Here is a 26580-nt window from a genome sequence, read left to right as displayed (position 1 = left end):
CTGCCTTGGGGGTGATTGGCGGCTGCTTTGGCAGCGCAGGCCCGGCGCGGCAGTTTTGGCGTAAGACCCCGATGCCGCCGGGCGCGGTACTTTGGGTGTGGGCCGGTGGGTGGGTTGGGGATGGTGCTGAGTATGACCAACTTGTGGCGAGGGGATTTAGCGAAACGTCGCACCGCCCCGCTGGGGCGCGAAGCGGCCCTAAAACCTGACAACTCGGTACATCAGGACAATCCAAGGGGCTGCTGCGCAGCCCAGCGGGGATAAATCCCCTCGCCACAACGGCCCCTCGCCTTCGGATCAGAACCTCGGCTTGACTGTCTTCCAATCCGGCCGATAGCGCCGCATCTGCCGCACGTCATCACGCTGGCGAATGCCGCAACTGAGGAACTGCTCATGCAGCTTGCCCAGTTGATCCCGGTCCAATTCCAGGCCAAGGCCCGGCGCCCGGGTGATCTTCACGCAGCCGTCGACAAATGGCAGCTTGCCACCCTTGATCACCTCTTCATCCGGTTCCTGCCACGGGTAATGGGTGTCGCAGGCGTAATCCAGGTTCGGCACCGATGCCGCCACGTGCGCCATGGCCATGAGGCTGATGCCCAGGTGCGAATTGGAGTGCATCGATACGCCGAGGCCAAAGGTGTCGCACATTTTCGCCAGCACCTGGGTGTCCCGCAGCCCGCCCCAATAATGATGGTCGGCCAGGACAATCTGCACGCTGTCCTGGGCCACGCTGCGGCGGAACTCGTCGAAATCGGTGACCACCATGTTGGTCGCCAGCGGCAGCCCCGTACGCTTGTGCAGCTCGGCCATGCCCTCCAGCCCAGGTGTCGGGTCTTCGTAGTACTGCAAGTCGTCCCCCAGCAACTCGGCCATGCGGATTGACGTCTCCAGCGACCAGTTGCCATTGGGGTCGATGCGCAGCGGCAGCCCGGGGAACGCCTGTTTCAGCGCCTTGATGCAAGCGACTTCATGCTCCGGCTCCAGGGCGCCGGCCTTGAGCTTGATGCTCTTGAACCCGTACTCCTCGATCATCCGCCGCGCCTGGGCGACGATCTGCTGCTCGTTCAGCGCTTCCCCCCAACTGTCCGCCGGGTACGGCGAATCGATGTGCTCGGCGTACTTGAAAAACAGATAGGCACTGAACGGCACCTCATCGCGAATCGCACCGCCCAGCAGATCCACCAGCGGCACGTTCAGGTAATGCGCTTGCAGGTCCAGGCAGGCCACCTCGAACGCCGAATAGGCATTACTGACGGCTTTACTCGCATGGGAGCCCGGCGCCAATTCCGCCCCGGCAACGCTGGCCGGTTTATGGGCCGCAACGGTGGCCTGGACGATGGCCCGCAATTGGTTGAGGTTGAACGGATCCATGCCGATCAATTGGTTCTGGACCTGCTGCTGGATCGCCAGGGCCGGCGCATCGCCGTAGCTCTCGCCGAGGCCGATGTAGCCGTTGTCGCTTTCAATCTCGATGATCGAGCGCAGCGCAAAGGGTTCATGGATGCCACTGGCGTTGAGCAACGGTGGGTCGCGAAAGGCAATGGGGGTCACGGTGACGCGTTTGATTTTCATGCACGGGCTCCGGAAGGTCTCCACGCCGATGATGGACGCCGCCGATTGTTCCCGTCTAATCTAACTTGGCACTTGATTGATACCGGAATTGAATCAATGTTTGAATTGGCCCAACTGCGTTGCTTCACCACCGTAGCGACGGAACTCAACTTCCGCCGCGCCGCCGAACGCCTGAACATGACCCAGCCACCCTTGAGCCGGCAGATCCAATTGCTGGAGCATCACTTGGGTGTCGAACTGTTCACCCGCAGCACCCGCAGCGTCGCCCTTACTGCCGCCGGGCGGGCGTTTTTCATCGAGGCGCAGAACCTGCTGCAACAGGCGCAGCAGGCCGCCGTGGCCGCCAAGCGCTTTGCCCAGGGCGATATCGGCTCCGTCACCATCAGCTTCGTCGGCAGCGCGGTGTATGAATTCCTGCCCAAGGTCATCGCCGAGGCGCGGCTCAAGCAACCGCAGGTAAAGATTGTCCTGTCGGAGATGAATACCTACCAGCAACACGAAGCCCTGCGCGCCCGGCGCATCGACCTGGGCGTCGTCCGCTCGCCCCTGCTGGAAACCGGCTACGCCACCGAATGCCTGGTGCGCGAACCGTTTGTCCTGGCGGTGCCTGCCGGTCATCCACTGGCCGACGCCGAGACCGTCAGCGTGCAGGACCTGGATGGACAGCCGTTCCTGATGTACTCCCATTCCGCCTACCCACCTTTCAACGAACTGCTCACCGGCATGCTCCGCTCGGCCCGGGTCGCCCCGCAGTTCGTGCAATGGCTCGGCTCCTCGCTGACCATCCTGGCGCTGGTCAACGCCGGCATGGGCCTGGCGCTGGTGCCGCGTTGCGCAACCAGCGTTGTGTTCCGGCAGGTGGTGTTTCGTGAGATCGATTTGGGTGAAGGGGTGCAGAGCGAGTTGCACCTGGTGTGGCGGGAGGACAATGACAATCCGGCGTTTACGATGTTGCTGGAGGGGATTCGCGGGGCGGTTCGGGAAGGAATGTGAAAGCGGAGCCAGGTGCTTGCGCTACCGGCTGACTCCGCACCAGGTCCATGGACTCGAAATGAAGCTCAAGCCTTGTGGTGAAGCGCATCGGCCATGGTTTCAATCTCCTGTCGCATCCACAGCTTCTGCAACCAATCGGAGGGAATAGCCTGTATTCCATAAAAAGCCCCGGCCAACTGCCCGACGATGGCTGCGGTGGTATCCGCGTCATCGCCCAGGTTCGCAGCTGCCAGCACTGCCTCAGCGAAACTGTCCGTGTGGTAAAAGCACCACAACGCCGCTTCCAGGGAAGCGACCGAGTAGCCAGTGCCTGACACTTCACTGCGAGCCTTTCCCCGATACGTCCCTTGAGCGAGCGCAATCACCTTGGCCTCGGTCAGATGTTCGGACGACACTCGCAACACATCCGTCTTTGAATCACCGCTCAATGCGTTGCCGATGACGTCCGCCAGCACTTGGCAACACTCCACCGCCTCTGCCGCCCCATGAGTGGTACGCGAACTCAGCGCGGCGAATTCGCGGATACGGTTGCGATCCGGATAAAAGAACAGCACAACCGGTGCCAGGCGCATGAGCGAGCCATTACCAGCCGTTTGAGGATCGGTGTTGCCCGCGAATGGGTCGCGATAGGACTGATAGTGCTCCAGTGCGTCGCGAACGGTCATGCCGATGTCAAAGCACGCGCCCGTCGAACTCAGGTAACCCCAATGCCACCAGTTGAGGTATCGCCCCATCTGGTCAGCCGCATCAAAACCACGCTTTTGCAGCAGACTTTCCGCCAGACACAGCGCCATGGAGGTGTCATCGGTCCATTGGCCAGGCTGGAGATTGAAAGGACCGCCACCGACCATGTCGGTTACCGGTGGAAAGGTATTTCGTGGCTTGAACTCAACAGTCGTGCCAACGGCGTCGCCACATGCCAAGCCCAGCAGGCATCCGCGATAGCGGTCTGAAAGTGTCGGGGCCATTCTGATTCCTTCCGTTTCGATTTTGTCCGCGTCCAAACAGCGCACAGTCGGCGGAATGATAACGGCTGGGCGCGTTCAGGAAACCTGGTCGCAATCTTCTCTATCAAATTTGTGCCCCGCTTCCACTTGGCTATTCCCGCGCATCACTACAAGTTGTACGATGACCGACGAGCCTAGGTGCTCGAACTCCTGATACTTACAAAAACAAGGAAAGACCCATGAAAAAAGCATCATTGCTGATCGGTTTCGTTTGCCTGTTCAGCGGCTACGTAGCCGCCGCGCCCGCATCGGCTGAGAAGGAAGTGGCCGAAGCTGTCGACCACCTGACCCAGGCCATGCTGCACAAGGACATCCCCCAGCTCCAGGCCTTGGCCGCCGAGAACCTGACCTACGGCCACTCCAGCGGCAACATCCAGGACAAGAAAGCCTTCATCAACGACATCGAGACCGGCAAGAGCGCATTCAAGACCCTTGAAATGCAGAACCAGAAAATCACCGTCTCAGGCGACGTAGCCATGGTTCGCAACCACTTCTCCGCCCAGGCGCTCAAGGGCACCGAGGTGGTCCCGACCGAAATCGAGAACTTCCAGATCTGGCAGAAGCAGAAGAATGGCAAGTGGCTGCTGATTGGTCGGCAGGCGTTTCGGTTTTGACCTGAGAATCTCCATGGGCACTCAGCTGACGTGAGGTCGCTGGGATTCATTGTGGCGAGGGGATTTAGCGAAACGTCGCACCGCCCCGCTGGGCTGCGCAGCAGCCCTGGAAATGACAGCTCGATATGCCGGATGAACGCATAGCTGCTGTTAGGGCCGCTTCGCAGCCCAGCGGGGATAAATCCCCTCGCCACAGATTTGAATCAGTCAATCCGCCGCCCACTGTTGCCGATGTTCCAACAGGAAATCCACAAACGCCCGCACCCGCTGCGGCACGTACCGGCCGTGGGGATATAGCAATGTGAACGGCCGCGAGCGCCCTGCGAACGGCGCGAGCACTTCCACTAGTCGCCCGTCCGCCAATTCCTGTTCGACGATAAATCGGTAGGTCTGGAACAGCCCAGCGCCATGCTTGGCCAGCGTCACCCCGCCCAGCACATCGTCGGAGCAGCAATACCCGCCCTGCCCGAACACTTCCTTCTCCTTGCCCTCGACATTGAACAACCAGGAAATCCGACGACCACTGCTGGGCAGTTCGAACTGGATGCACTCGTGCAGGTCCAGGTCTTCCAGCGTTTGCGGTGTGCCGACCCTGCGCAGGTAATCCGGGGACGCGACCACCGCCAGCTTCGCGTCTTCCAGCAACCGGGCAATCATCGAGGAATCCGGCTGGGCCCGCACCCGTATCGCCAAGTCATAGCCCTCAGCAACGAAATCGATATTACGGTTGCTCAGGTGAACGTCCACGCTGACCTGCGGATAAAGCGCGCGAAATGCTGGCAGCAACGGCAGGATCCGGTGATGGCCGTAGGTGGTGGGCACACTGATGCGCAGTTGCCCGGACGGCACCGATTGCGCGCCCATGACTTCCTGCTGCGCTTCGACCAGTTGCGTCAGCGCCTGGCGACATTGCTCGAAAAAGGTCCGGCCGGCATCGGTCAGGCGAATGCTGCGGGTGGTGCGCACGAAAAGCCGCGACCCCAGGCGTTCCTCCAAGCGAAAGATCGAACGGCTGACCGCTGCCGGAGTGACACCCGCTACCTGGGCCGCCGCCGTGAAACTGCCCGCCTCGGCCGCCAGGCAGAACAGTTCGATACTGCCTAACTGCAAGTCTTCAAAGTGACGCTTCATGATTCATTACACCGCGTATTAACTGAAGATTCCCGATGCCTGTTTATCAGGCCGTGGCGTATAAATACAGTGGCCCTCGATTGCGCGGAGTCTTTCCTGCGCACATTTCGTCAACTGGAGTGCAACATGCCTTTCGTCAATGTTCGTATCACCCGCGACGGCGTCACCCGCGAGCAGAAAGCCCAAGTCATTTCCGAAATCACCGAAACCCTGCAACGCGTGCTGGGCAAGGACCCGCACCTGACCCATATCGTGATCGAGGAAGTCGACACGGATAACTGGGGGTATGCGGGCATGACGACGACGGAGTACCGAAGTAAACCCAAGGAGTGACACTTCGCCTTGCCGAGCCCGGTCCGAATGACCGGGCTTTTTTCTGCCTGCCAACCTGCGGCCTCTGTGGGAGCGAGCTTGCTCGCGATAGCGGCAGGTCAGCCGGCTCACATATGGCTGATTAAATGCCATCGCGAGCAAGCTCGCTCCCACAAGGAGTTGTGTGGATTCGATGGATTGATTACACCAAGTATCAACTCAAGTACCAGAACCCCCATTTATCAAACCCAGGCGCATCAATAACCTGATCACAACCAACGCCCAGACAGGCGCAGCGGTTCCAACTCAACGTGATCAGGAGTCAACATTATGAGCAATCAGAAAACCGTCATCATCACCGGCGCTTCCAGCGGCATCGGCCTTGGCCTGGTCAAGGCGTTCCTGGCCCGCGGCTACAACGTGGTGGGCAATGCCCGCTCCCAGTCCGGCCTGGACGATGCAGCTGGCCAGCTCGGTCATCCGGCGAGCTTCGTCGGCGTGGCCGGTGACATTGCCGATCCGGCGACGTCGACCGCCCTTGTCGGCAAAGCCATCGAGGCGTTCGGCGCGGTGGATGGGCTGGTCAACAACGCCGGTTTCTTCCTGCCCAAACCCTTCGTCGAATACAGCCCCCAGGACCTGGAATCGCTGCTCGACACCAACCTCAAGGGCCTCGTCTACGCCAGCCAGGCCGCTGCCGCGCACATGATCAGCCGCCAACAGGGATTCATCATCAACATCTCCGCCTCGGTGGCCCTGCAACCGAACATCCAGGTGCCGGCAGCGCTGCCCGTGCTGATCAAGGGCGGCGTCAACCAGATGACCCGCGCCCTGGCGCTGGAATTGTCGCCCCATAACATCAAGGTCAACGCCGTGGCGCCCGGCATCATCGACACGCCGATGCATGACCCGGCACACCGGGACTTCCTCAACAACCTGGCACCTGCCGGCCGGGTGGGCACCATCGACGAGATCGCCGAAGCCGTGTTGTACCTGGCGGGTGCCGATTTCACGACTGGGGCGATCCTGCCGGTGGACGGCGGCATGAGCACCGGCAAGTGGTAAAAAACAAAACCCCGAAGGCAGGACCTTCGGGGTTTTTCATGCAGCCTTGAATCTACAGCGTGTAGGAGATGCCTGCCTGCACCGTCCGCGGAGCGCCCGGGTAGGCGTAGACGCCACCAAACGCGCCCTCTTCGTAATCGGCGTCGAACAGGTTCTTCAGGTCGAGGTTGAGGCGGATGCGCTCGTTGACCTTGTAGTAACCGAGCAGGTCGACGACGGTGTAGTCGTCCATGGTGAAGGTCGTCGCCGCCGTGTTGCCAGCCCGCTCATCGACATATTTCGCACCGAGTCCCACGCCTAGCCCTTTCAAACCGCCATCCTGGAACTCATAGACGTTCAACAGGCTGAAGCTGTTCCTCGGCACGTTGAGCAAGCGAGTGCCGGTGGGGATGTTGACGTCCTTGGTCACTTCGGCGTCCACATAGGCGTAGCCACCGATGACGCGCCACTCCGGCGTCAGGTTGCCCGCCACGTTCAAGTCGAAACCACGGCTGCGCACTTCGCCAGCGGCGACGTTGAAGGTCGAGTCCAGCGGATCGGGTGTCAGCACGTTGCGTTTTTCGATCTGGTACACCGCCGCATCGACGCTCAGCTGACGATCCAGGGCTTCCCACTTGACGCCCATTTCGTAGGACTTGCCTTCTTCCGGCTTGAATCCACCCCCCTCGCGGCGGGCGCCGTTATTGGGTTTGAACGAGCGGGCGGTGTTGGCGTAGACGGCCACCGTGTCGGTCAGGTCGTAGATCACGCCCAGGCGCGGGGTGACCGCGTTGTCGGTGACTTCCCAGTTCCGGCTGCCGGGGCGTGCCTGAGGCACAAAACTTTCATACTCATGCTCGAACCGCTCGAAACGCGCACCGGCCAGCACCTTCAAACGCTCGGTCAGCGCCACCTGGTCCTGGACGAATACACCGAAGGTCTTGAGATTTTCCTCGTCATCGGTCGGCGTGCGGGTCAACGCCGGGCGCGGCTGGCCATACACCGGATCGAAGATGTCGATCGGATAGGCGCCGGTGCCGGCGGCGGAGCGTCGGATGATCGACTTGTAGTCGTAGTCTTCGTACTCGACCCCGGTCAGCAGGGTGTGCTCGAACCCACCCGTGGAAAAATGCCCGGTGAGGTTGAGCTGGGTATCACGGTCGGTCCATTCCAGCTTGCGGTAGTTGAAGTTGCGGCCCAGGGTGCGCCCGTCGGCGGCGATGCCGTTGCCCTCCACCGCGTTGCCCTGCAAGGTGCCGTCTAGCCACTGGGTGCCACCGGCCAGGGTCCAGTCGTCGTTGAGCATGTGCTCGAAACGCACCTGCAGCATGTTGTTGTCGTTGTGCAGCTTGCCGGCGTCTTTTTCACCGAAGAACGTATCGCGGGACGCGGTGCCGCGCTGGCCGGCGTAATGCGTCAGCCCACGGTCCAGCGGCGCATTGTTGCGCATGAAGTCGCCTTCGAACGTCAGGCGCGTGGTGTCGTTGACCTGCCAACTGAGCACGGGAGCGACGCCATAACGCTCGGTCTCGACGTGATCGCGGAACGTATCGCCGCCCTCGCCCACCACATTCAGGCGATACGCCAGGCGGCCTTCTTCATCCAGCGGACCCGACGTATCCAGGGTGCCGCGGCGCATGCCCTGGTCGCTGACCTGGCTGCCCAAGGTCACCGTGCGTTCGGCCAACGGTTGCTTGGACACCACGTTGAACGTGCCGCCCGGGTCGCCACGGCCATAAAGCATGGTCGCCGGGCCACGCAGCACTTCCAGGCGCTCGATGGTGTTGGCATCGGGCATGTTCGGGTAACCCCGGTTGATCGGGAAACCGTTGCGGTAGAACTCACCCGTGGTAAAGCCGCGCACGGTAAACGTGGTCAGGCCCTGGCCGCCGAAATTGTTACCCCGGCCGACGCCGCCGGCGTAATCGAGAGCGTCTTGCAGGCGCGTGGCGCTGAGGTCTTCGACGACGTCGCGGGACACGACCGAAATCGACTGCGGGGTTTCATGGATCGCGGTGTCGGTACGCGTGGCGCTGGCCGAACGGGTCGCGTGATAGCCCTTCACGGGGCCCTGTGCAGTTTCGAAGTCCGAGCTGCCGACGATGTCGGTGGCCTGCAACTCCAGTGGCGCCCTGGCCGCCGTGCCGGGTTCTTCTGCCCAAGTGGAAATGGAATAAGCCTGGAGCACACACAATGAAACGAGTATCCGACGCATCGACACACAATCCTGACGAAAGAACGCCGGCCCCCGGGGCCGGCAAGAATGTGTCGCGAAAGATACAGTAACTCATTTCTATTTGATATCTATTCCCATTAGCACCGCCGTTCCAACTGTGGACTCTTGGCCGATCTGCCTGAAAAATGCCTGGGCCCGCACGTCCTGGGTAAACGCGACGTTGAGCCGCAGCCAGTCACACGCCTGCCCTTCCGGCAGGAATGTGGAACCCTGGGACAGTTGGATCTGCAACTGCTCGGCAATTTGCCGCACCCGTTCGGCCGGCACATGCCGGGGCCGGGCCCAGACGAAGAGTCCTCCACTCGGCTCGGCAAACACCTCCCAGTGAGCCGGATCAAGCAGGCGCAACGTGCTCGCCATCTGCTTGTTCAAGCGCACGCGCAAGCGCTGGAGCAGCTTGCGGTAGGCACCGTTGGCCAGCAGCGTCGCCACGACGTTTTCCGCCAGCAATGAACAGCCGATGCCGGTCACCATCTTGACTTCAGCCAGGCGCTTGATGACTTCGGGCTGCGCGACCACGTAGCCGATGCGCAACGAGCTGGACAAGGTCTTGGAAAAACTCGCCAGGTAGATCACCCGGTCCAAGGCGTCGAGGGATGCCAGGCGCGACGTCGGGCCGTTCTGGAAATCGGCGTAGATGTCATCCTCGATGAGCCGGAAGTCATGCAGCGTCGCCAGTTGCAACAGGCGATAGGCAACGCTGGGGGCGAGGCTGGTGCCGGTGGGGTTCTGGTACATGCTGTTGATGAAGAAATAGGCCGGTTTGTGTACGCCGAGCAAGCGTTCCAGGCTGGCGATATCAGGGCCTTGTGCGGTCCTGGGCACCGCCAGGGTCTTGACCCCGTGCAGCTTCAGCAGGTTGAACAGGTTGTAGTAACCGGGGCTTTCCACCAGCACCAGGTCGCCAGGCTTGAGGAGCGTGCGTACCAACAGGTCCAGGCCGTGGCTCGCGCCCTGGGTGGTGAGGATCTGCAGCGGGTCGACGTGAATGTCGATCAGGCCCAGGCGCTTCTGGATGTGCAGGCGCAGGTGAGCCGAACCCAGCGGCGTGCTGTAGTTGAACAGTGCCTGATTGTCGCTGCGCACCACTTGGCGGATCGCCTGGCCCAGGTCGGTGTCGTCGCGCCATGCGTCCGGCAACCAGCCACACCCCAGCTTGAGGTGCGTCGATTCGTTATCGAACAACCGCCAGCCTACCGCGTCGTCGATGTCCGGCGCCGAAGCCACGGGCATCTGCTGGGCCACGAAAAATCCCGAACCATGCCGGGACTCCAAGACGCCGCTGGCGACCAATTGGTCGTAGGCCTTGATCACGCTCGACAGGCTCAAGCCGTTTTCAGTCGCCAGTTGGCGGATCGACGGCATGCGGGCACCCGGGCGGATGCCATGGGTGTTTATCCACTCCGTCAGACTGGCAACCAGTTGCCGGACCAACGAACCCGTGGCGTTGCGATCGATGTTCAGGTCCATGGCGCGGGCTCTCGGCTAAGTGTTTTCGAATTTTCGGCGAACAGTTAACCATAAAAGCCCCGCGTCTGTTCCTTGTTTGCTCTCGGCCCCACCGGGATAGTCCATCCAGACTCCACACCCTCAAGGAACCCCTCTTGGACATACAGCAACGACACTCATGGGGATTGGCGTTCGGTCTTTGCCTGATCACCCTTGCCGTCAATCTCCAGGCGCCGCTGTATACCACCTATGCGCAGCTTTCCGGTTACGGCGCGGGCGCCACCGCAGTGGCATTTTCCGGTTATGTATTGGGCGTGTTGCCCGTGCTGCTGGCGTTCGGCGGACTGGCCGACCGGGTGGGCCGCAAACCCTTGATCGTGACGGCGCTCTGCCTGTCGATGCTGGCGACGTTGATCACGGTGATCTGGCCGAACCTGATCGCACTGGGCGTGGCGCGCCTGATGATGGGCATCGGCACCGGCTTGGCTTCGGCGACGTCCACCGCCTACATGGTGGAACTGATGCCGACATGCGATGCCAGGTCACCGGCCAACCGGGTCACGGCCAGCACCTCCCTGGGTTTCGGCCTGGGCGCGGCGTTGACCAGCCTCTTCCTGTTCCTCCACCACAGCGTCACGCCGGGCAGTTTCTGGTTGCAGTTGGCGTTGGCTGCCCTGGCGATCATCGTGGTTGCGCGACTGCCGGACCCCGCCCCCAGAATCAAGCACGCAGCGATGTTGCGCCTGCCGTTGTTCCCGGCCGGCAGCCTGCCCTACAGTTTTTCCATGCTGCTGGCCTGGGCGACTTCCGGGCTGGTGATCGCCATCCTGCCATCGGTGCTTGCCGCCCATGACTTGCAACGCTGGTCCGGCCTGTCGACCTTTACCGTCATCAGTTGTGGGCTGATCTTCCAGCCTTGGGTGAAACGCATGCAACCGGCCAGGGCCACGGGATTGGGGTTGTTGGTCTTGCCATTGAGCTACGCGCTGCTTGCCTGGGGCGCGAGCCAGGGTTCGCTGGCCGCCGTGTTGCTCGGTGCGCTGGGCGCCAGCAGTGCGTGCTACGGCTTTTTGTACCTGGGTGGATTGTCGGCGATCACCGCCATGGCCGGTGCGCAAAAAGCCCGGGTCAGCGCGGGATTCTTCCTGTTTGCCTATGTCGGGTTCAGTATCCCGGTCGTGGTGACCGGGTGGCTGGTCGACCGTTTCGGCGCTGACGTGGCGCTCGCGGTGTTTGGCCTGGCACTGCTGGCAGGCGCAACGATCACCGGGCTGCGCATCGTCCGGACAGAGGCCTTTGTCGCCCAACCTTCCCCCAGCTGACAAAGTACCTTGTGGCGAGGGGATTTATCCCCGCTGGGGCTGCGGAGCGGCCCCCAACCAGACAACTCCATATGCCAATAAGGCTGAGGTCGGTGCTTTTGGGGCTGCTGCGCAGCCCAGCGGGGATAAATCCCCTCGCCACAACGGCATGTCACTCGACATCGCGATAGCCGGGTCGTATACCATATCCCCATCTCAGCCAAACGACCGCCGCCGTGACCTTATCCAAGTTCAACCTGCCCGACCTGGGCAACACCCCGTCCACTTCGGAAATCATCACCCGTCACCTGCGCGACGCCATCGTGGCCGGGCATTTCGCCGAGGACGAGCCGATTCGCCAGGATGACATCGCCCGCCAGTTCAACGTCAGCAAGATCCCTGTGCGCGAAGCGCTCAAGCGCCTGGAAGCCGAGGGCTTGGTGATGTTCCAGCGCAATCGCGGGGCGATGGTCACGCGGATTTCCGAGGCGGAACTGGCGCAGATGTTCGAGGTGCGGATGCTGCTGGAGGACAAGGTATTGCGCTTGGCGATTCCCAACATGACCGAAGCCACCTTCGCCCGTGCCGAAAGCATCTGCCAGGAGTTCATCGGCGAGGACGACGTCGGTCGCTGGGCCGAGCTGAACTGGCAATTGCACGCCTGTCTCTATGAGCCCGCGCAACGGCCGTTCATGGTGAGCCTGATCCGCTCGGTCCACGACAAGCTCGAGCGTTACCTGCGTATGCAGATGAGCCTGTCCGCCGGCAAGGAGCGCGCCGACCATGAACACCGCGAGATTCTCGACGCCTGCCGCGCCAGGGATGTGGAGCGCGCGGTGAAATTGCTGGACGAACACATTGCCGGCGTCTGCAAGACCCTGTTCGAGTATTTGCCGTCGAGCCGGTGATTTCTTGGGACTGTGCTGATTTCGTCATCACCGACGGATAAATCCATCAAGCCGCCGGCCCCGGCGCGCGCCACGCTTGTGTCCACTTATCTGAATGGACGTGGCGCCATGAAACGTATCACCGTGATCGACTCCCACACCGGCGGCGAACCGACCCGACTGGTGACCGATGGCTTTCCCGACCTGGGCCAGGGCAGCATGGCCGAGCGCAGGCAGCGCCTGGCCGAGCAGCACGACGCCTGGCGCACCGCGTGCGTGTTGGAACCCCGCGGCAGCGATGTGCTGGTGGGCGCGTTGCTGTGCGAACCGGTGGATCCGGCCGCCTGTGCCGGCGTGATTTTCTTCAACAACAGCGGCTACCTGGGCATGTGCGGCCACGGCACCATCGGCCTGGTCGCCTCGTTGGCCCATCTGGGCCGGATCGGCCCCGGCGTGCACAGCATCGAGACGCCGGTGGGCACGGTGCAAGCGACATTGCATGAGGATCGCTCGGTCAGCGTGCGCAACGTGCCTTCCTATCGCTATCGCAAGGCCCTGCGCCTCGAAGTGCCGGGCATCGAGCCGGTGACCGGCGATGTGGCGTGGGGCGGCAATTGGTTCTTCCTGATCGCCGATCATGGCCAGCGTGTGGCGGGCGACAACCTCGACGCACTCACCGCCTACACCTTCGCCGTGCAACAGGCCTTGGAACAACAGGGTTTTCGCGGCGAGGATGGCGGGCTGATCGATCATATCGAGCTGTTCGCCGACGATCCCCAGGCCGACAGCCGCAATTTCGTGCTCTGCCCTGGCAAGGCCTACGACCGTTCTCCCTGCGGCACCGGCACCAGCGCCAAACTGGCGTGCCTGGCGGCCGACGGTAAACTGCAACCCGGACAGATCTGGCGCCAGGCCAGTGTCATCGGCAGCGAATTCGAAGGGTCGTACGAGCGTTCGGGCGAGCGCATCGTGCCGACCATTCGCGGCCGGGCCTACATCAGCGCTGAAAGCACATTGATTATCGAGCCGGACGATCCCTTCGCCTGGGGCATCCGTCCGTGAGCGAAGGCCATGTCGCAGACGTGATCGTCATTGGCGCCGGTATCATCGGCGCGGCCTGCGCCCGCAGCCTGGCTCAGCGCGGTTTGCAGGTGCTGGTGCTGGACGCTGGCTGGCACGGTGCAACGGCGGCCGGCATGGGCCACCTGCTGGTGCTTGATGACAACCCGGCGGAGCTGGCCTTGAGTCAATATTCCCTGCGACGCTGGCGAGAGTTGGCGCCTGCGCTGCCCGATGCCTGTGCCTGGCGCAACAACGGCACTTTATGGCTGGCGGCCAATGCCGAGGAAATGGCCGTCGCCCACAGCAAATACCTGAACCTGATGGCCCATGGCGAGGCCTGTGAACTGATTGGCCGCGCCACCTTGCAGCAGCGCGAACCGGAACTGCGGGCGGGCCTGGAAGGGGGGCTGCTGATCAAGGGCGACGGCATTCTCTACGCCCCCGCCGCCGCCCGCTGGATGCTCGATCACGTCAATATCAGCCAGCAACGCGCCGAGGCCAGCGAAGTGGACGGCCGCCGCGTGCGCCTCGCCGACGGGCGTTGGCTCAGCGCCGAAGCCGTCGTGCTTGCCAACGGCATCCAGGCCACCGAGCTGTGCCCGGAACTGCCGATCGAGCCCAAGAAGGGCCATCTGTTGATCACCGATCGCTACCCCGCCACCGTCACGCACACCCTGGTTGAGCTGGGTTATGTCACCAGTGCCCACAACGCCAGCGGGCCGTCGGTGGCATGCAACATCCAACCGCGCCCGACCGGACAACTGTTCATCGGCGCTTCGCGGCAGTTCGGCAGCGTCGATCCAGCGGTGGAAGGCTGGATGCTGGCGAAGATGCTCAAGCGCGCCGTGGACTACATGCCTGGCCTGGCGCACCTCAACGGCATCCGCGCCTGGACCGGTTTTCGCGCGGCGAGCCCCGACGGCTTGCCGCTGGTGGGGCAACACCCGCAGCGCAAAGGCCTGTGGCTTGCGGTGGGCCATGAAGGGCTCGGCGTCACGACCGCACCGGCCACCGCTGACCTGCTGGTTGCCCAGCTCTTCAATGAAACGGCACCGCTGGCCGCGCAACCTTACCTGCCGCAGCGCTTCTTGGGAGAACCGGCCCATGCCTGAAGCCCTGCATATATCCCCTGTGGCGAGGGAGCTTGCTCCCGCTGGTCTGCGCAGCAGACCCAAAACAGGGCCGCTTCGCGCCCCAGCGGGAGCAAGCTCCCTCGCCACGGGATCGGTGCATCTTCTTGAGATCCGCTTGGCCAGGGAGTATCAGCCCCATGCCTGACGTATTCCTGGATGGCCGCCAGCTCTCGGTGGCCGATGGCACCACCGTTGCAGCCGCGTTAGCGTTGGGCGCCGACGGTTGCAGCCGCACCTCGGTCAGCGGCCAACGCAGGGCTCCGCTGTGCGGCATGGGTATCTGCCAGGAATGCCGGGTGATGATCGACGGCCGCCTCCGCCTGGCCTGCCAGACCTTGTGCCGCGACGGCATGCACGTGGACACCCGACCATGACCGAATTTGCCGGCATCCTTATTATCGGCGCCGGGCCCGCCGGCATGGCTGCGGCCCTGGCCGCAGCCAGCAGCGGCGCACGCATCGTGCTGCTGGACGACAATCCGAACCCTGGCGGACAGATCTGGCGCGATGGACCCCACGCCCACTTGCCGGCCGAGGCGCGACACATGCGAGAGCGCTTGCGCGCCTGCGCCAACGTGCACTGCCACGCAGAGACCCGGGTCATTGCGATCGCCGGCGACAAGACCTTGCTGGTGGAAAATGCCGAGCAGGGTTGGCTGATCGCTTATGACCGCCTGATCCTGTGCACCGGTGCCCGGGAATTGCTGCTGCCCTTCCCCGGCTGGACGCTGCCCGGTGTAACCGGTGCCGGCGGCTTGCAAGCACTGATCAAGGGCGGCCTGCCGGTGAGCAACGAGCGACTGGTGATTGTCGGCAGCGGTCCACTGTTGTTGGCGAGCGCAGCCACGGCAAGACGTCACGGGGCCCAAGTGCTGCGGATCGCCGAGCAGGCCAGCCGCACCGCAGTTGCCGGATTCGCTGCGCAACTGCCCCGCTGGCCGGGCAAGTTATGGCAATCCTTCGGCCTGCTCGATGCTCACTACCGCACCGGCAGCCATGTGCTGGAAGCCTTGGGAGGGGACAAGCTCGAAGGCGTGCGTCTGCTGCAACAAGGCAAGACGGTGGAGTTGGCCTGCGACCGTTTGGCCTGTGGGTTCGGGCTGATCCCCAATACCCAGCTGGGTCAGGCGCTGGGGTGCGCGCTCGACGGACAGGCGCTTGCGGTTGATGAACGCCAGGCCACCACGCGGGACGACCATTACGCCGCTGGCGAATGCACCGGTTTTGGCGGCAGTGAACTGGCCTTGGTTGAAGGCGCCATTGCTGGTCATGCCGCCGTGGGGAATACCGCTGCAGCCGAGCGCCTTTGGCCTGGCCGTGCGCGATGGCAGGGTTTCGCGCGGGCATTGAACAAGGCCTTCGCCCTGGACGGCCGTTTGAAAAGCATGGCGCGGAGCGATACGTTGGTCTGTCGCTGTGAGGATGTTCCTTACGGCGCCTTGGCCGGCCACGGAAACTGGCGTGAAGCCAAACTGGCCAGCCGCTGCGGCATGGGCGCCTGCCAGGGCCGGGTGTGCGGCGCCGCCCTGCAATACCTGCTCGGCTGGACACCACCCACACCCCGCCCGCCCTTCAGCCCGGCGCGAATCGAAACCTTGCTGAACCTGGAAGAAACCCCGCCGGCTTGAATCCACAGAGGCTTTTCTGTGGGAGCGGGCTTGCTCGCGAAAGCGTCGGCACATCCAGCATCGATGCAAGCTGACCCACCACTTTCGCGAGCAGGCTCGCTCCCACAGGGATTTGAGGCGGACTTTTGAACTTTGCAGGCATCGCAGACCCCATGTGGGAGCGAGCTTGCTCGCGAATGCGTCGGCACATCTGGCATTGATGCAAGCTGACCCACCACTTTCGCGAGCAGGCTCGCTCCCACAGGGATTTGAGGCGGACTTTTGAACTTTGCAGGCACCGCAGACCCCATGTGGGAGCGAGCTTGCTCGCGATGGCGGCGTGACAGACAGCACATTTTCGACTGACACTGCGCCATCGCTCCCACACAAAAGACGACGCCGGCCATGCACCCCTCGCTCACCTCCCTCGCCCCCTGCGACATGGACACCCTGCTACGCAGCCTGCAAGCCATCGCGCCGTTGCTCGATACCCTCTCCGACACCGTGTTTTTCATCAAGGACAACCAAGCCCGCTACGCCTTCGTCAACCAGACCCTCGCCCGGCGTTGCGGCTTCAAGCACTGCGGTGACCTTGTGGGCCTCACCGCCGAGCAGGTATTCCCCGAACGCTTCGGCCCGCTGTACACCGAACAGGATCGACGCGTGCTCGCCAGCGGACGGGAGCTGGCCGATCAGCTCGAATTGCACCTTTATTACGGCAACCAGCCGGTGTGGTGCCTGACCCACAAGCTCGCCTTGCGCGAGCCATCGGGCCGGATCGTTGGCCTGGCCGGGATCTCCCGTGATTTGCAATCGCCACAAGCCAGCCATCCAGCCTTCCAGAAACTGGCGGCGGTGGATGCGCATATCAAGCTGCACTTCGCCCGTCCCATCAGCCTGGCGGAACTCACCGCCATTGCCGGCTTGTCGGTGGCGCAATTGGAGCGGCACTGCAAGCGCATCTTCCAACTCACACCCCGCCAGATGATTCACAAGGCGCGCCTGGAGGAAGCCTCGCGACTGTTACTGGAGCAGGATTTACCCATCACCGAAATTGCCCTGCGCTGCGGCTACACCGATCACAGTGCGTTTAGCCGCCAGTTCCGCGCGCTGACGAGCCTTTCCCCCAGCCAGTACCGAGAAAACCAGCGCTGACGTTGTTCCTTTACAGGGCAGCCTCCCACTCACTGCTCCCATCTGTAACACCGTCATTCAGCCCCGCTCGCCTGGCACCACGGGCGCAGTTCCAACAATCGCCCAAATATCAAAGCCTTACCTGAAACCGAGCTTGCAACATAAAACAGGCACGTCGATTGCTTATCTAATATCGTATACGAAATCCTCAATACGATATCTCACCGCATTTATTCGACAGCGAGGCCTTTATGAAAAACCGTGCATTAGCCGCAGCCCTCAGCGTTGTCCTCTTTCCCCTGATTGCCCTTCCCGCCCATGCCGACAAGCTCGACGACATCATCGGCTCGGGCAAGCTGCGTTGCGCCGTCACACTGGATTTTCCGCCCATGGGCTTTCGTGATGAAAGCAACAAGCCGGCGGGGTTCGACGTCGACTATTGCAACGACCTGGCGAAAATCCTTGGCGTAGACGCCGAAGTGGTGGAAACACCGTTCTCCGACCGCATCCCCGCGCTGCTTTCCGGCCGCGCCGATGTCATCGTTGCCTCCACGTCCGACACCCTGGAGCGGGCCAAGACCGTCGGCCTGACCGTGCCCTACTTCGCCTTCCAGATGGTGGTATTGACCCGCGACGACACCGGCATCAACAGCTACGCCGACCTCAAGGGCAAGAAACTCGGCAACACCAGCAGCACCTACGAAGCGATCGCCCTGGAGAAGGACCAGAAGAGTTGGGGCAGCGGCAGTTTCCGTGCCTACCAATCCCAGAACGACACACTGCTGGCCGTGGCCCAAGGGCACATCGATGCCACCGTGGTCACCAACACCGTCGCCGCCGCCACCATCAAGTCGGGCAAATACAAGGGGCTGAAAATCGCCGGTAATGCACCTTACGTCATCGACTACGTGTCCCTCGGCGCCAAGCGCAGCGAGTATGGCCTCATCAACTACCTCAACCTGTTCGTCAACCAGCAAGTGCGCACCGGTCGGTACAACGAGCTGTTCGTCAAATGGGTCGGCACGGAAATCCCACCGGCCAACCTCACCGTGCCGCAGGTCTACTACTGAGGAGCGCGGTATGCCAAGCACGCCTATCTGCTTGCAAGGTCGTAGCCTGGTGGAGGGTGCCGCCCAGGGCACCCTGCTGTTCGCCGACGTTGGCCTGAGCTTTTGGGGCGGAGTCGATCCGGCCTCGGGCGAAGTCATCGATCGCCATCACCCCCTCAGCGGCCAGCGCCTTTCGGGTCGGGTGTTGGCGATTCCCAGCGGACGCGGTTCCTGCACCGGCAGCAGCGTGCTGATGGAGCTCATCAGCAACGGCCATGCGCCCGCCGCCCTGGTGCTGGCCGAGGCCGATGAAATCCTTGTTCTAGGCGTGCTGGTGGCCGAGGTGATTTTCCAACGCTCGCTGCCAGTGTTGTGCATCGGCCGCGAGGCATTCGAGGGCTTGCGAGGTCAAGGATTCGCGCGCATCGAGGGAAGCTGCCTGACGTTGTCCGGGCGCCGGCCCAACGATCAATGGTACGCGGCGGATATCCCCTCGCAACCGCTCGCACCCTCCACCGTCCGTCTGAACGAACGGGACCAGGCGTTGCTGGACGGTGCGTACGGCAAGGCTGCAAAAGTGGCAATGGGAATCGTCCTGCGCATGGCCGAGATTCAGGGCGCCGATGAACTGCTGGACATCACCCAGGCGCACATCGACGGCTGCATCTATACCGGCCCGGCCAGCCTGCGGTTTGCCGAACAGTTGGTGCAGTGGGGGGCGAAAGTGAGCGTGCCCACGACACTCAATTCGATTTCCGTGGACCAACGTCGCTGGCGCGAATTGGGTGTCGACCCGGCATTGGGCGAACCCGCCAGCGCCCTGGGCGACGCTTATATGGCCATGGGCGCGCAGTTGAGCTTCACCTGCGCGCCCTACCTGCTGGACACCGCACCCACCGTCGGCGAGCAGATCGTCTGGGCCGAATCCAACGCAGTGGTCTACGCCAACAGCGTGCTAGGTGCCCGAACGCAGAAGTACCCGGATTTTCTCGACATCTGCATCGCCCTGTGTGGCCGCGCGCCGTTGGCCGGTTGTCATCTCGATGATCAGCGCAAGGCCGGGCTGATCGTCAAAGTCCCCAGGCTCGATTCAATGGATGACAGCTTCTACCCGCTGCTGGGCTATCACATCGGCAGCCTGACGGGCCGACGCATCCCGCTGATCCAGGGGCTGGAAAACACCACGCCCAACCTCGACGACCTGAAGGCTTTTGGCGCGGCGTTCGCCACCACCAGCGCGGCGCCGCTGTTCCACATCGCCGGGGTGACGCCGGAGGCCATGGACCCGGCCGCGGTGCTGGATCGCGACGCCGTGTTACCCACGGAAACCGTCGACATGGCGGGATTGCTCGCCAGCTGGCGCGAGCTCAACAGCGCCCGGCACAGGCACGTGGACGTGGTGTCCCTGGGCAATCCGCACTTTTCCCTCAGTGAATTCGCCGCCTTGGCAGGATTGTGTGCGGGACGGATCAAACACCCCGACGTGGTCCTCGCGATCACCTGCGGCCGGGCCGTGCTGGAGCAGGCGTGCCAGGCCGGGTACCTGGAGGCGATCCAGGCCTTCGGCGCAACGCTGGTTACCGACACCTGCTGGTGCATGCTGGGCGAGCCGGTGATCCCGCCGGCCGCTACCACCTTGATGACCAACTCCGGCAAATACGCGCACTACGCACCAGGCCTGGTGGGACGTGGCGTGCATTTTGCCAGTTTGGCCGAATGCGTCGAGGCCGCCTGCACCGCCACGGCCAGCGGCGAGCCACCGCAATGGCTGCAACCCTCCGCGGCCAAGGGGAACCCGAGCCATGTTTGACTACACGTTCCAATGGCGCCCGGCGCTACGCGCCCTGCCCGATATGCTCGCTGCGGCGCCTGGGTCACTTTCGAGACCGCCGCGTTGTCGATGATCTTCGGCGTGCTGATCGCCCTGGTCCTGACGGTGATGCGCCAGGCACGTCATCCGCTGCTACGCGGTGTCGGCAACGGCTGGGTATCGATCGCCCGTAACACGCCATCGTTGTTCCAGATCTACATCCTCTACTTCGGCCTCGGCTCCCTCGGGCTGCACGTCAGTTCATGGTTCGCCCTGCTGGCCGGCATTACCTTCAACAACGCCGGCTACCTGGCGGAGAACTTTCGCGGCGGCCTCAAGGCCGTGCCGGGCACGCAGATGCGCGCCGCTCGCTCCTTGGGCATGAGCGCGTTCCAGGCCTACCGGATGATCATCGTCCCGCAACTGCTGCGCATCGTTTTCTACCCGCTGACCAACCAGATGGTCTGGGCGGTGCTGATGACGTCCCTCGGCGTGGTGGTCGGCCTGAACAACGACCTCACCGGGGTGACGCAGGAATACAACGTCAAGACATTCCGCACCTTCGAATATTTCGCCCTCGCGGCGGTGCTCTATTACCTGATCGCCAAGCTGATCGTCGGGCTGGCCCGACTGTTGTCCTGGCGCTTGTTTCGTTATTGAGGAGGGCTGGTCATGTTTTCTACAAGCCTTACCGTCAACGACCTGTTGTATCTGCTCGAAGGTGCCTGGGTCACGGTGCAGTTGACCGCCTGGTCGATCCTGCTCGGCACCCTCGCCGGCTTGCTGTTCGGCCTGTTGCGGGCGCTGTTGCCCCGGGCGAGCCTGCCGCTCGCGTGGGTGTTGGATGCGTTTCGCAGCGTGCCGCTGCTGATCCAGTTCGTGCTGTTCAACTCCCTGAAGAGCATCGTCGGCCTGGACCTCAGTGCCTTTGCCGTCGGTTGCATCGTGCTCGGCGTCTACGCCGCCGCGTATTTCACCGAGATCGTCCGGGGTGGCGTGCTGGCGGTGCCGCTGAGCACCCGGCGGGCCAGCCGGTCATTGGGACTGAGCTATTTGCAGGACCTGCGTTTCATCGTCCTGCCGATTGCCACCCGCGTTGCCTTTCCCGGTTGGCTGAACCTGGTCCTCGGGGTGATGAAAGACACCGCGCTGGTGATGTGGATCGGCATCGTCGAGCTGCTGCGGGCTTCGCAAACCATCGTCACGCGTATTCAGGAACCCCTGCTGGTGCTGTGCATCGCGGGCCTCATCTACTACGTCATGAGCCTGGTGGTCGCCCGCCTCGGCGCTAGCCTGGAAAGAAGGTGGCAGGAAAATGATTGAGATCGAAAACGTGCATAAATCCTTCGGCAACCTCGAAGTGGTCAAGGGCGTCAGCCTGACGGTGGACAAGGGCGAGGTCGTGTCGATCATCGGTGGCTCCGGTTCCGGTAAATCGACCCTGCTGATGTGCATCAACGGCCTGGAGCCGATCCAGAAAGGCAGCATCCGCGTAGACGGCGTGGAGGTCCACGACAGCGCCACCGACCTCAACCGGCTGCGGCAGAAAATCGGCATCGTCTTCCAGCAATGGAACGCCTTCCCCCACCTGACCGTGCTGGAAAACGTCATGCTGGCGCCGCGCAAGGTGCTGGGCAAGAGCAAGCAGGACGCCGAGGCGCTGGCGGTCAGGCAGCTCGAGCACGTGGGCCTCGGGGACAAGCTCAAGGCCTTCCCCGGCAAGCTCTCCGGCGGACAGCAGCAGCGCATGGCCATCGCCCGGGCGCTGGCGATGTCGCCGGACTACATGCTGTTCGACGAAGCCACCTCGGCCCTCGATCCGCAACTGGTCGGCGAAGTGCTCGACACCATGCGCATGCTCGCCGAAGACGGCATGACCATGGTCCTGGTGACCCACGAGATCCGCTTCGCCCGGGACGTGTCCGACCGGGTGGCGTTCTTCTGCAATGGGCGGGTCCATGAGATCGGGCCGCCGGACCAAGTGATTGGCAATCCGGTGCAGCCGGAGACGGCGGTGTTCCTTAAATCGGTGAAATAGCCGATGGCCTCATCGCGAGCAAGCTCGCTCCCACACTGTTTCGTGTGCACCACAAAACCCTTTGTGGGAGCGAGCTTGCTCCGGGCGGCGATCCGACGATGAGGCCCAACCAGACAACACAAGGATTTGACCCATGCGCTCATCCAGAATCATCCACATAGTCAGCTGCCACGCCGAAGGCGAAGTCGGCGATGTCATCGTCGGCGGCGTCGCCCCGCCACCCGGTGATACGGTCTGGGACCAGTCCCGCTGGATCGCCCAGGACCAGACCCTGCGCAACTTCGTCCTCAACGAACCCCGGGGCGGGGTGTTCCGTCACGTCAACCTGCTGGTGCCGGCCAAGGACCCGCGGGCACAGATGGCCTGGATCATCATGGAGCCCGCCGACACCCCACCGATGTCCGGCTCCAACTCGCTGTGCGTCGCCACCGTGCTGCTGGACAGCGGCATCCTGCCGATGACCGAACCGCAGACGCGATTGGTCCTGGAGGCACCGGGCGGCTTGATCGAAGCCGTGGCCGACTGCCGCGACGGCAAGGTGCAACGGGTCGAGATCAAGAACGTCCCGTCGTTTGCCGACCGCCTCGATGCCTGGATCGAAGTCGAGGGCCTGGGCTCGCTGCAAGTGGACACCGCCTATGGTGGCGACAGTTTTGTCATCGTCGACGCCCAGCGCCTGGGCTTTGCCATTCGCCCTGACGAAGCCGCCGACCTGGTGGCCTTGGGACTGAAAATCACCCGGGCCGCCAACGAACAACTGGGCTTCGTTCATCCGCTGAATCCCGACTGGTCGCACATCTCGTTCTGCCAGGTCGCCGCGCCCATTGTCCGGGAGAACGGCATCGCCACCGGGGCCAACGCTGTCGTCATCCAGCCCGGCAAGATCGACCGTTCCCCCACTGGCACCGGTTGCTCGGCACGCATGGCGGTACTGCACGCCAAGGGCCTGATGCAGGTGGGCGAGCGTTTTGTCGGCCGCTCGATCATTGGCTCCGAATTCCACTGCCGGATCGACTCACTGACCGACGTGGCCGGCCGCCCGGCGATCTACCCGTGCATCGCCGGGCGAGCGTGGATCACCGGCACGCACCAATTGCTGCTCGACCCGGCCGATCCATGGCCCCAGGGCTATCGGCTCTCGGATACCTGGCCCGGCGCATGACTTTTACCCACAACCCTCCGTGGCGAGGGGATTTATCCCCGCTGGGCTGCGCAGCAGCCCCCTGGCCCTGACTGACACACCTAATTGCCTATACCGGGGCCGCTTCGCGCCCCAACGGGGCGATGTGACGTTTCGCTAAATCCCCTCGCCACAAACCAAAAGGAGACACCCATGAGCAAACGCATCAACTGGAGCGGCGTATTCCCCGCCGTCACTACCCAATTCAACGATGACTTTTCCATCAACCTGGAAAAAACCCACCAAGTCATTTCCAACGTCATTCGCGATGGCGTGTCGGGCCTGGTGGTCTGCGGCTCGGTGGGGGAAAACACCTCCCTGAGCGCCGAGGAAAAAATCGCCGTGACCGAAGTCGCGGTGGACGCCTCCCGGGGCCGGGTGCCGGTGATCTGCGGCGTGGCCGAGTTCACCAGTGTGCAAGCCGCCAAGGTTGCCAACGCCGTGCGCAAGGTCGGTGTCGACGGCGTGATGCTGATGCCGGCGCTGGTCTACGGCTCCAAGCCGTTCGAGACCGCCGAGCATTTCCGCTACGTCGCCCGGCATGCCGACGTGCCGCTGATGGTCTACAACAACCCGCCGATCTACAAGAACGACGTCACCCCGGACATTCTCATCTCGCTGGCCGACTGCGATAACGTGGTGTGTTTCAAGGATTCGTCCGGCGACACCCGCCGATTTATCGACGTGCGCAATGAAGTCGGCGATCGCTTCGTGCTGTTCGCCGGTCTTGACGATGTGGTGCTCGAAAGCCTGGCCGTGGGCGCCGAAGGTTGGGTGTCTGGCATGTCCAACGTGTTCCCCAAGGAAGGTGAAACCATCTTCCGCCTGGCCCACGCCGGACGTTTCGCCGAAGCCATGCCGATCTACGAATGGCTGATGCCAATCCTGCACCTCGACGCCCGCGCCGACCTGGTGCAGTGCATCAAGCTGTGCGAAGCCATCGCCGGCCGCGGCAGCGCCCTCACCCGCCCACCGCGCCTGGCCCTGCCGGAAGAAGACCGGGTGTATGTGGAGCAGATCATGGCCAAGGCGCTGGCCAACCGGCCGATGCTGCCGGATGTGGGGCTTTAAGCTCGGGCGCAGAGGTTCGGGCATGTAAGAAATCCTGTGGAAGCGAGCTTGCTCGCGATAGCGGTTGTCCAGCTTGCATCCCTATTGGATGTCCCGACGCTATCGCGAGCAAGCTCGCTCCCACATGGGGTTGTGGTGCAAACGCGGGACCAACCGACCAGCAACACGGCGCCATCGCCAGTCTTTGCTACGCTTCCCCCGGCGAAACGACGCGCACGGGAGGCGTCCCATGAATTATTTCCTGGCCCAGGCCCTGAACAACCAATGGGCCAACCACAGGCTGCTGGACGCCTGCGCGCAGTTGAATACGGTGGAATACGAGGCCTACCGCACCAGTTTCTTTCCCTCCATCCAGGCCACGTTGTGCCATATCCTCGAAGTCGACCGTTATTACCTCACCGCCCTGGAAGGTGACGTGGCGGGTCAGGAACAGGATTTTTCCGCGACGCTCGCATTCGCCCAACTCAGGGAAAGCCAGGACCGCACCGACCGGCAGCTGGCGACATTCTGCGAAAACCTGAGGCACGAGGACCTCGCCCGTGCCGTTGATCTGCTGCGCGCCGACGGCCGGGTTCGCGAACGGATCGACCGTTTGCTGCTGCACCTGTTCGAGCACCAGATCCATCACCGCGGCCAGGTCCACACCATGCTCAGCGCCACCCACATCGACCCGCCGCAGCTCGACGAGTTTTTTCTCGATTGCGATCGAGCGTTTCGTCGACAAGAGGAAGCGCTGCTGCAGCTGGATGAAACCCGCGTCTGGCGGGACTATCGAGCCGACTGAAAAAACGAAAAAATGCGATGGTCGCTGCCGACCATCGCCAAATCGCCCACCTCAGGCGCTCTCAGATCCGTGCGGGTGACACGATGATCTTCACGTTGTGTTCCTTGTTGTTCACCAACTCCTCGAAGCCCTGCCCGACGATCTCTTCCAACTGGATACGCCCGGTCACCAGCGGCGAGATGTCCAGGCGTCCATCAGCGATGAAGGCAATCACGTCGGCGAACTCACCGTTGTAGGCCAGCGCGCCAAGCACTTGCTTCTCGGTGGAAACCAGCTCGAAGAAGTTGAATTCGCTGGGCTCTTCGAAGATGCCCACCAACACGCATTTGCCGGCCTTGCGGATTAGGTCGATGGCGAACTTGGCGGTGTGCTTGTTGCCGATGCACTCGAAGCTGACATCGGCGCCCAGACCACCGGTCAGGCGCCGAACCTCAGCCAGGGCGTCACATTCATTCGGATCGAGCACATGGCTGGCCCCGACTTCCAGGGCCTTGGCCTTGCGTGCGCCGGACATCTCCAGAGCAATGACCTGGGCCGCGCCGGCCGCCTTGGCGCACATGATCGTGCACAGGCCGATGGTCCCGGCCCCCACCACGACGACGTTCTGGCCCAACAGGCTGCCCGCTTTTTTCACCGCGTGCATGCCCACCGCCAGCGGTTCGATCAACGCGCCAGCCTCGGCGGGAAAATTGGCTGGCAGTTTGTAGAGCAAATTCGCCGGGACGTTGACCAACTCGGCGAACGCGCCGTTGTTCATCAGCCCGGTAAAGGCCAGGTTCTCGCAAATGTTGTAGAGCCCATGGGTGCAGTAATAGCAGGTGCCGCAATGTTGACAGGCATCGGCGGCCACCGGCTCGCCGACGCTGAAGCCTTCGACGCCCTCGCCCAGCTCGACGATTTCGCCGCAGAACTCATGGCCGAGGATGCACTGGCCCTTGATCCCGGTCAGCGGGTGTGGCGCCTCCACCGGGATGAACACCGGCCCGGCCACGTATTCGTGCAGGTCGGAGCCGCAGATGCCGCACCATTGCACGCGGATCTGCACCCAACCGGCGGGCGGCGATACCGGCAGCGGCACGTCTTCGACGCGGATGTCGTTGCGGCCGTGCCAGACGGCGGCGCGCATGCTGCGGGTCGGCTTGATTGAAACGTTCATAGCGTTGCCTC

The 26580-nt window shown here is 62.9% G+C and carries 24 protein-coding genes and 1 pseudogene; 19 read left to right on the top strand and 6 right to left on the bottom strand.

What is annotated here, in order from left to right; all coding sequences use genetic code 11:
* Positions 1 to 297 precede the first annotated feature (297 nt).
* Complete coding sequence (locus tag AB4N42_RS17400; protein ID WP_431145468.1) at positions 298 to 1572, bottom strand: glucarate dehydratase family protein; 1275 nt, start codon at positions 1570 to 1572, stop codon at positions 298 to 300.
* A 96-nt stretch (positions 1573 to 1668) separates the two neighbouring features.
* Between AB4N42_RS17400 and AB4N42_RS17395 the strand changes: the two genes are divergently transcribed.
* Positions 1669 to 2565 carry a LysR family transcriptional regulator gene (locus tag AB4N42_RS17395; RefSeq protein WP_407684411.1) on the top strand — a complete coding sequence of 299 codons (897 nt, stop codon included), beginning with the start codon at positions 1669 to 1671 and terminating at the stop codon, positions 2563 to 2565.
* A gap of 65 nt (positions 2566 to 2630) precedes the next feature.
* Here AB4N42_RS17395 and AB4N42_RS17390 read toward each other — a convergent pair whose 3' ends face one another.
* Complete coding sequence (locus AB4N42_RS17390) at positions 2631 to 3533, bottom strand: ADP-ribosylglycohydrolase family protein (protein WP_030140740.1); 903 nt, start codon at positions 3531 to 3533, stop codon at positions 2631 to 2633.
* A 218-nt stretch (positions 3534 to 3751) separates the two neighbouring features.
* On the opposite strand from AB4N42_RS17390, the gene AB4N42_RS17385 reads away from it, so the two are divergent.
* Positions 3752 to 4186 carry a nuclear transport factor 2 family protein gene (locus AB4N42_RS17385; protein ID WP_217859520.1) on the top strand — a complete coding sequence of 145 codons (435 nt, stop codon included), beginning with the start codon at positions 3752 to 3754 and terminating at the stop codon, positions 4184 to 4186.
* A 207-nt stretch (positions 4187 to 4393) separates the two neighbouring features.
* Here AB4N42_RS17385 and AB4N42_RS17380 read toward each other — a convergent pair whose 3' ends face one another.
* The gene (locus AB4N42_RS17380; protein ID WP_460115052.1) at positions 4394 to 5317 is read right to left on the bottom strand and encodes a LysR family transcriptional regulator; all 924 of its coding nucleotides are present in this window, start codon (positions 5315 to 5317) and stop codon (positions 4394 to 4396) included.
* A 126-nt stretch (positions 5318 to 5443) separates the two neighbouring features.
* Between AB4N42_RS17380 and AB4N42_RS17375 the strand changes: the two genes are divergently transcribed.
* The gene (locus tag AB4N42_RS17375; protein ID WP_030140737.1) at positions 5444 to 5650 is read left to right on the top strand and encodes a tautomerase family protein; all 207 of its coding nucleotides are present in this window, start codon (positions 5444 to 5446) and stop codon (positions 5648 to 5650) included.
* 309 nt (positions 5651 to 5959) lie between these two features.
* Complete coding sequence (locus tag AB4N42_RS17370) at positions 5960 to 6694, top strand: SDR family NAD(P)-dependent oxidoreductase (protein ID WP_460115051.1); 735 nt, start codon at positions 5960 to 5962, stop codon at positions 6692 to 6694.
* A gap of 52 nt (positions 6695 to 6746) precedes the next feature.
* On the opposite strand, the gene AB4N42_RS17365 is transcribed toward AB4N42_RS17370, so the two are convergent.
* Both AB4N42_RS17365 and AB4N42_RS17360 read right to left on the bottom strand, forming a co-directional pair.
* Entirely contained in the window at positions 6747 to 8888 is a 2142-nt protein-coding gene (locus tag AB4N42_RS17365; protein ID WP_460115050.1) for a TonB-dependent siderophore receptor, read from the bottom strand.
* A 78-nt stretch (positions 8889 to 8966) separates the two neighbouring features.
* Positions 8967 to 10379, bottom strand: a complete 1413-nt coding sequence (locus tag AB4N42_RS17360; RefSeq protein ID WP_460115049.1) for an aminotransferase-like domain-containing protein — start codon at positions 10377 to 10379, stop codon at positions 8967 to 8969.
* A 134-nt stretch (positions 10380 to 10513) separates the two neighbouring features.
* Here AB4N42_RS17360 and AB4N42_RS17355 point away from each other — a divergent pair, with 134 nt between their 5' ends.
* The 15 genes and pseudogenes from AB4N42_RS17355 to AB4N42_RS17285 all read left to right on the top strand — a co-directional run bounded on the left by AB4N42_RS17355 (position 10514) and on the right by AB4N42_RS17285 (position 25413).
* Positions 10514 to 11680, top strand: a complete 1167-nt coding sequence (locus tag AB4N42_RS17355) for an MFS transporter (RefSeq protein ID WP_198796443.1) — start codon at positions 10514 to 10516, stop codon at positions 11678 to 11680.
* A gap of 215 nt (positions 11681 to 11895) precedes the next feature.
* Entirely contained in the window at positions 11896 to 12567 is a 672-nt protein-coding gene (locus AB4N42_RS17350; protein WP_030140732.1) for a GntR family transcriptional regulator, read from the top strand.
* A 108-nt stretch (positions 12568 to 12675) separates the two neighbouring features.
* Entirely contained in the window at positions 12676 to 13608 is a 933-nt protein-coding gene (locus AB4N42_RS17345; protein WP_030140731.1) for a 4-hydroxyproline epimerase, read from the top strand.
* Entirely contained in the window at positions 13605 to 14720 is a 1116-nt protein-coding gene (locus AB4N42_RS17340) for an NAD(P)/FAD-dependent oxidoreductase (protein WP_258647127.1), read from the top strand. Before AB4N42_RS17345 ends, AB4N42_RS17340 begins: the two co-directional genes overlap by 4 nt.
* A 158-nt stretch (positions 14721 to 14878) precedes the next feature.
* The gene (locus tag AB4N42_RS17335) at positions 14879 to 15115 is read left to right on the top strand and encodes a 2Fe-2S iron-sulfur cluster-binding protein (protein WP_407684415.1); all 237 of its coding nucleotides are present in this window, start codon (positions 14879 to 14881) and stop codon (positions 15113 to 15115) included.
* On the top strand, positions 15112 to 16368 hold the full coding sequence (locus AB4N42_RS17330) for an FAD-dependent oxidoreductase (RefSeq protein WP_460115048.1): 1257 nt from the start codon (positions 15112 to 15114) through the stop codon (positions 16366 to 16368). Before AB4N42_RS17335 ends, AB4N42_RS17330 begins: the two co-directional genes overlap by 4 nt.
* A gap of 384 nt (positions 16369 to 16752) precedes the next feature.
* Positions 16753 to 17502, top strand: coding sequence for an AraC family transcriptional regulator (locus AB4N42_RS17325; protein ID WP_460115047.1), 750 nt, complete (start codon positions 16753 to 16755; stop codon positions 17500 to 17502).
* Positions 17503 to 17732: 230 nt separating this feature from the next.
* On the top strand, positions 17733 to 18551 hold the full coding sequence (locus AB4N42_RS17320) for an ABC transporter substrate-binding protein (RefSeq protein WP_030140726.1): 819 nt from the start codon (positions 17733 to 17735) through the stop codon (positions 18549 to 18551).
* Between the two features lie 10 nt (positions 18552 to 18561).
* A complete protein-coding gene (gene lhpI, locus AB4N42_RS17315; RefSeq protein ID WP_460115046.1) occupies positions 18562 to 20340 on the top strand; it encodes a cis-3-hydroxy-L-proline dehydratase in 1779 nt (592 codons plus the stop codon).
* Positions 20333 to 21000: pseudogene (locus AB4N42_RS17310) on the top strand (amino acid ABC transporter permease). The gene lhpI and the pseudogene AB4N42_RS17310 overlap by 8 nt, the downstream one beginning before the upstream one ends.
* A 12-nt stretch (positions 21001 to 21012) precedes the next feature.
* Entirely contained in the window at positions 21013 to 21663 is a 651-nt protein-coding gene (locus AB4N42_RS17305) for an amino acid ABC transporter permease (RefSeq protein WP_217859530.1), read from the top strand.
* Entirely contained in the window at positions 21656 to 22378 is a 723-nt protein-coding gene (locus AB4N42_RS17300; protein ID WP_030140722.1) for an amino acid ABC transporter ATP-binding protein, read from the top strand. Before AB4N42_RS17305 ends, AB4N42_RS17300 begins: the two co-directional genes overlap by 8 nt.
* 133 nt (positions 22379 to 22511) lie before the next feature.
* Entirely contained in the window at positions 22512 to 23540 is a 1029-nt protein-coding gene (locus AB4N42_RS17295; RefSeq protein WP_198796434.1) for a trans-3-hydroxy-L-proline dehydratase, read from the top strand.
* A 171-nt stretch (positions 23541 to 23711) separates the two neighbouring features.
* Positions 23712 to 24629 (top strand): dihydrodipicolinate synthase family protein, encoded by a 918-nt coding sequence (locus AB4N42_RS17290; protein ID WP_030140720.1) that lies wholly within the window; start codon positions 23712 to 23714, stop codon positions 24627 to 24629.
* Positions 24630 to 24858: 229 nt separating this feature from the next.
* On the top strand, positions 24859 to 25413 hold the full coding sequence (locus AB4N42_RS17285) for a DinB family protein (protein WP_030140719.1): 555 nt from the start codon (positions 24859 to 24861) through the stop codon (positions 25411 to 25413).
* 61 nt (positions 25414 to 25474) lie between these two features.
* Here the strand turns inward: AB4N42_RS17285 and AB4N42_RS17280 are convergent, their stop codons facing one another.
* Entirely contained in the window at positions 25475 to 26539 is a 1065-nt protein-coding gene (locus AB4N42_RS17280) for a 2,3-butanediol dehydrogenase (RefSeq protein WP_236010302.1), read from the bottom strand.
* Between the last annotated feature and the right edge of the window lie 41 nt (positions 26540 to 26580).

It is taken from the genome of Pseudomonas sp. H2_D02, assembly GCF_054677635.1.
Note: the sequence above shows the minus strand (reverse complement) of the source record. Positions and strands in the feature narration are given on the sequence as shown.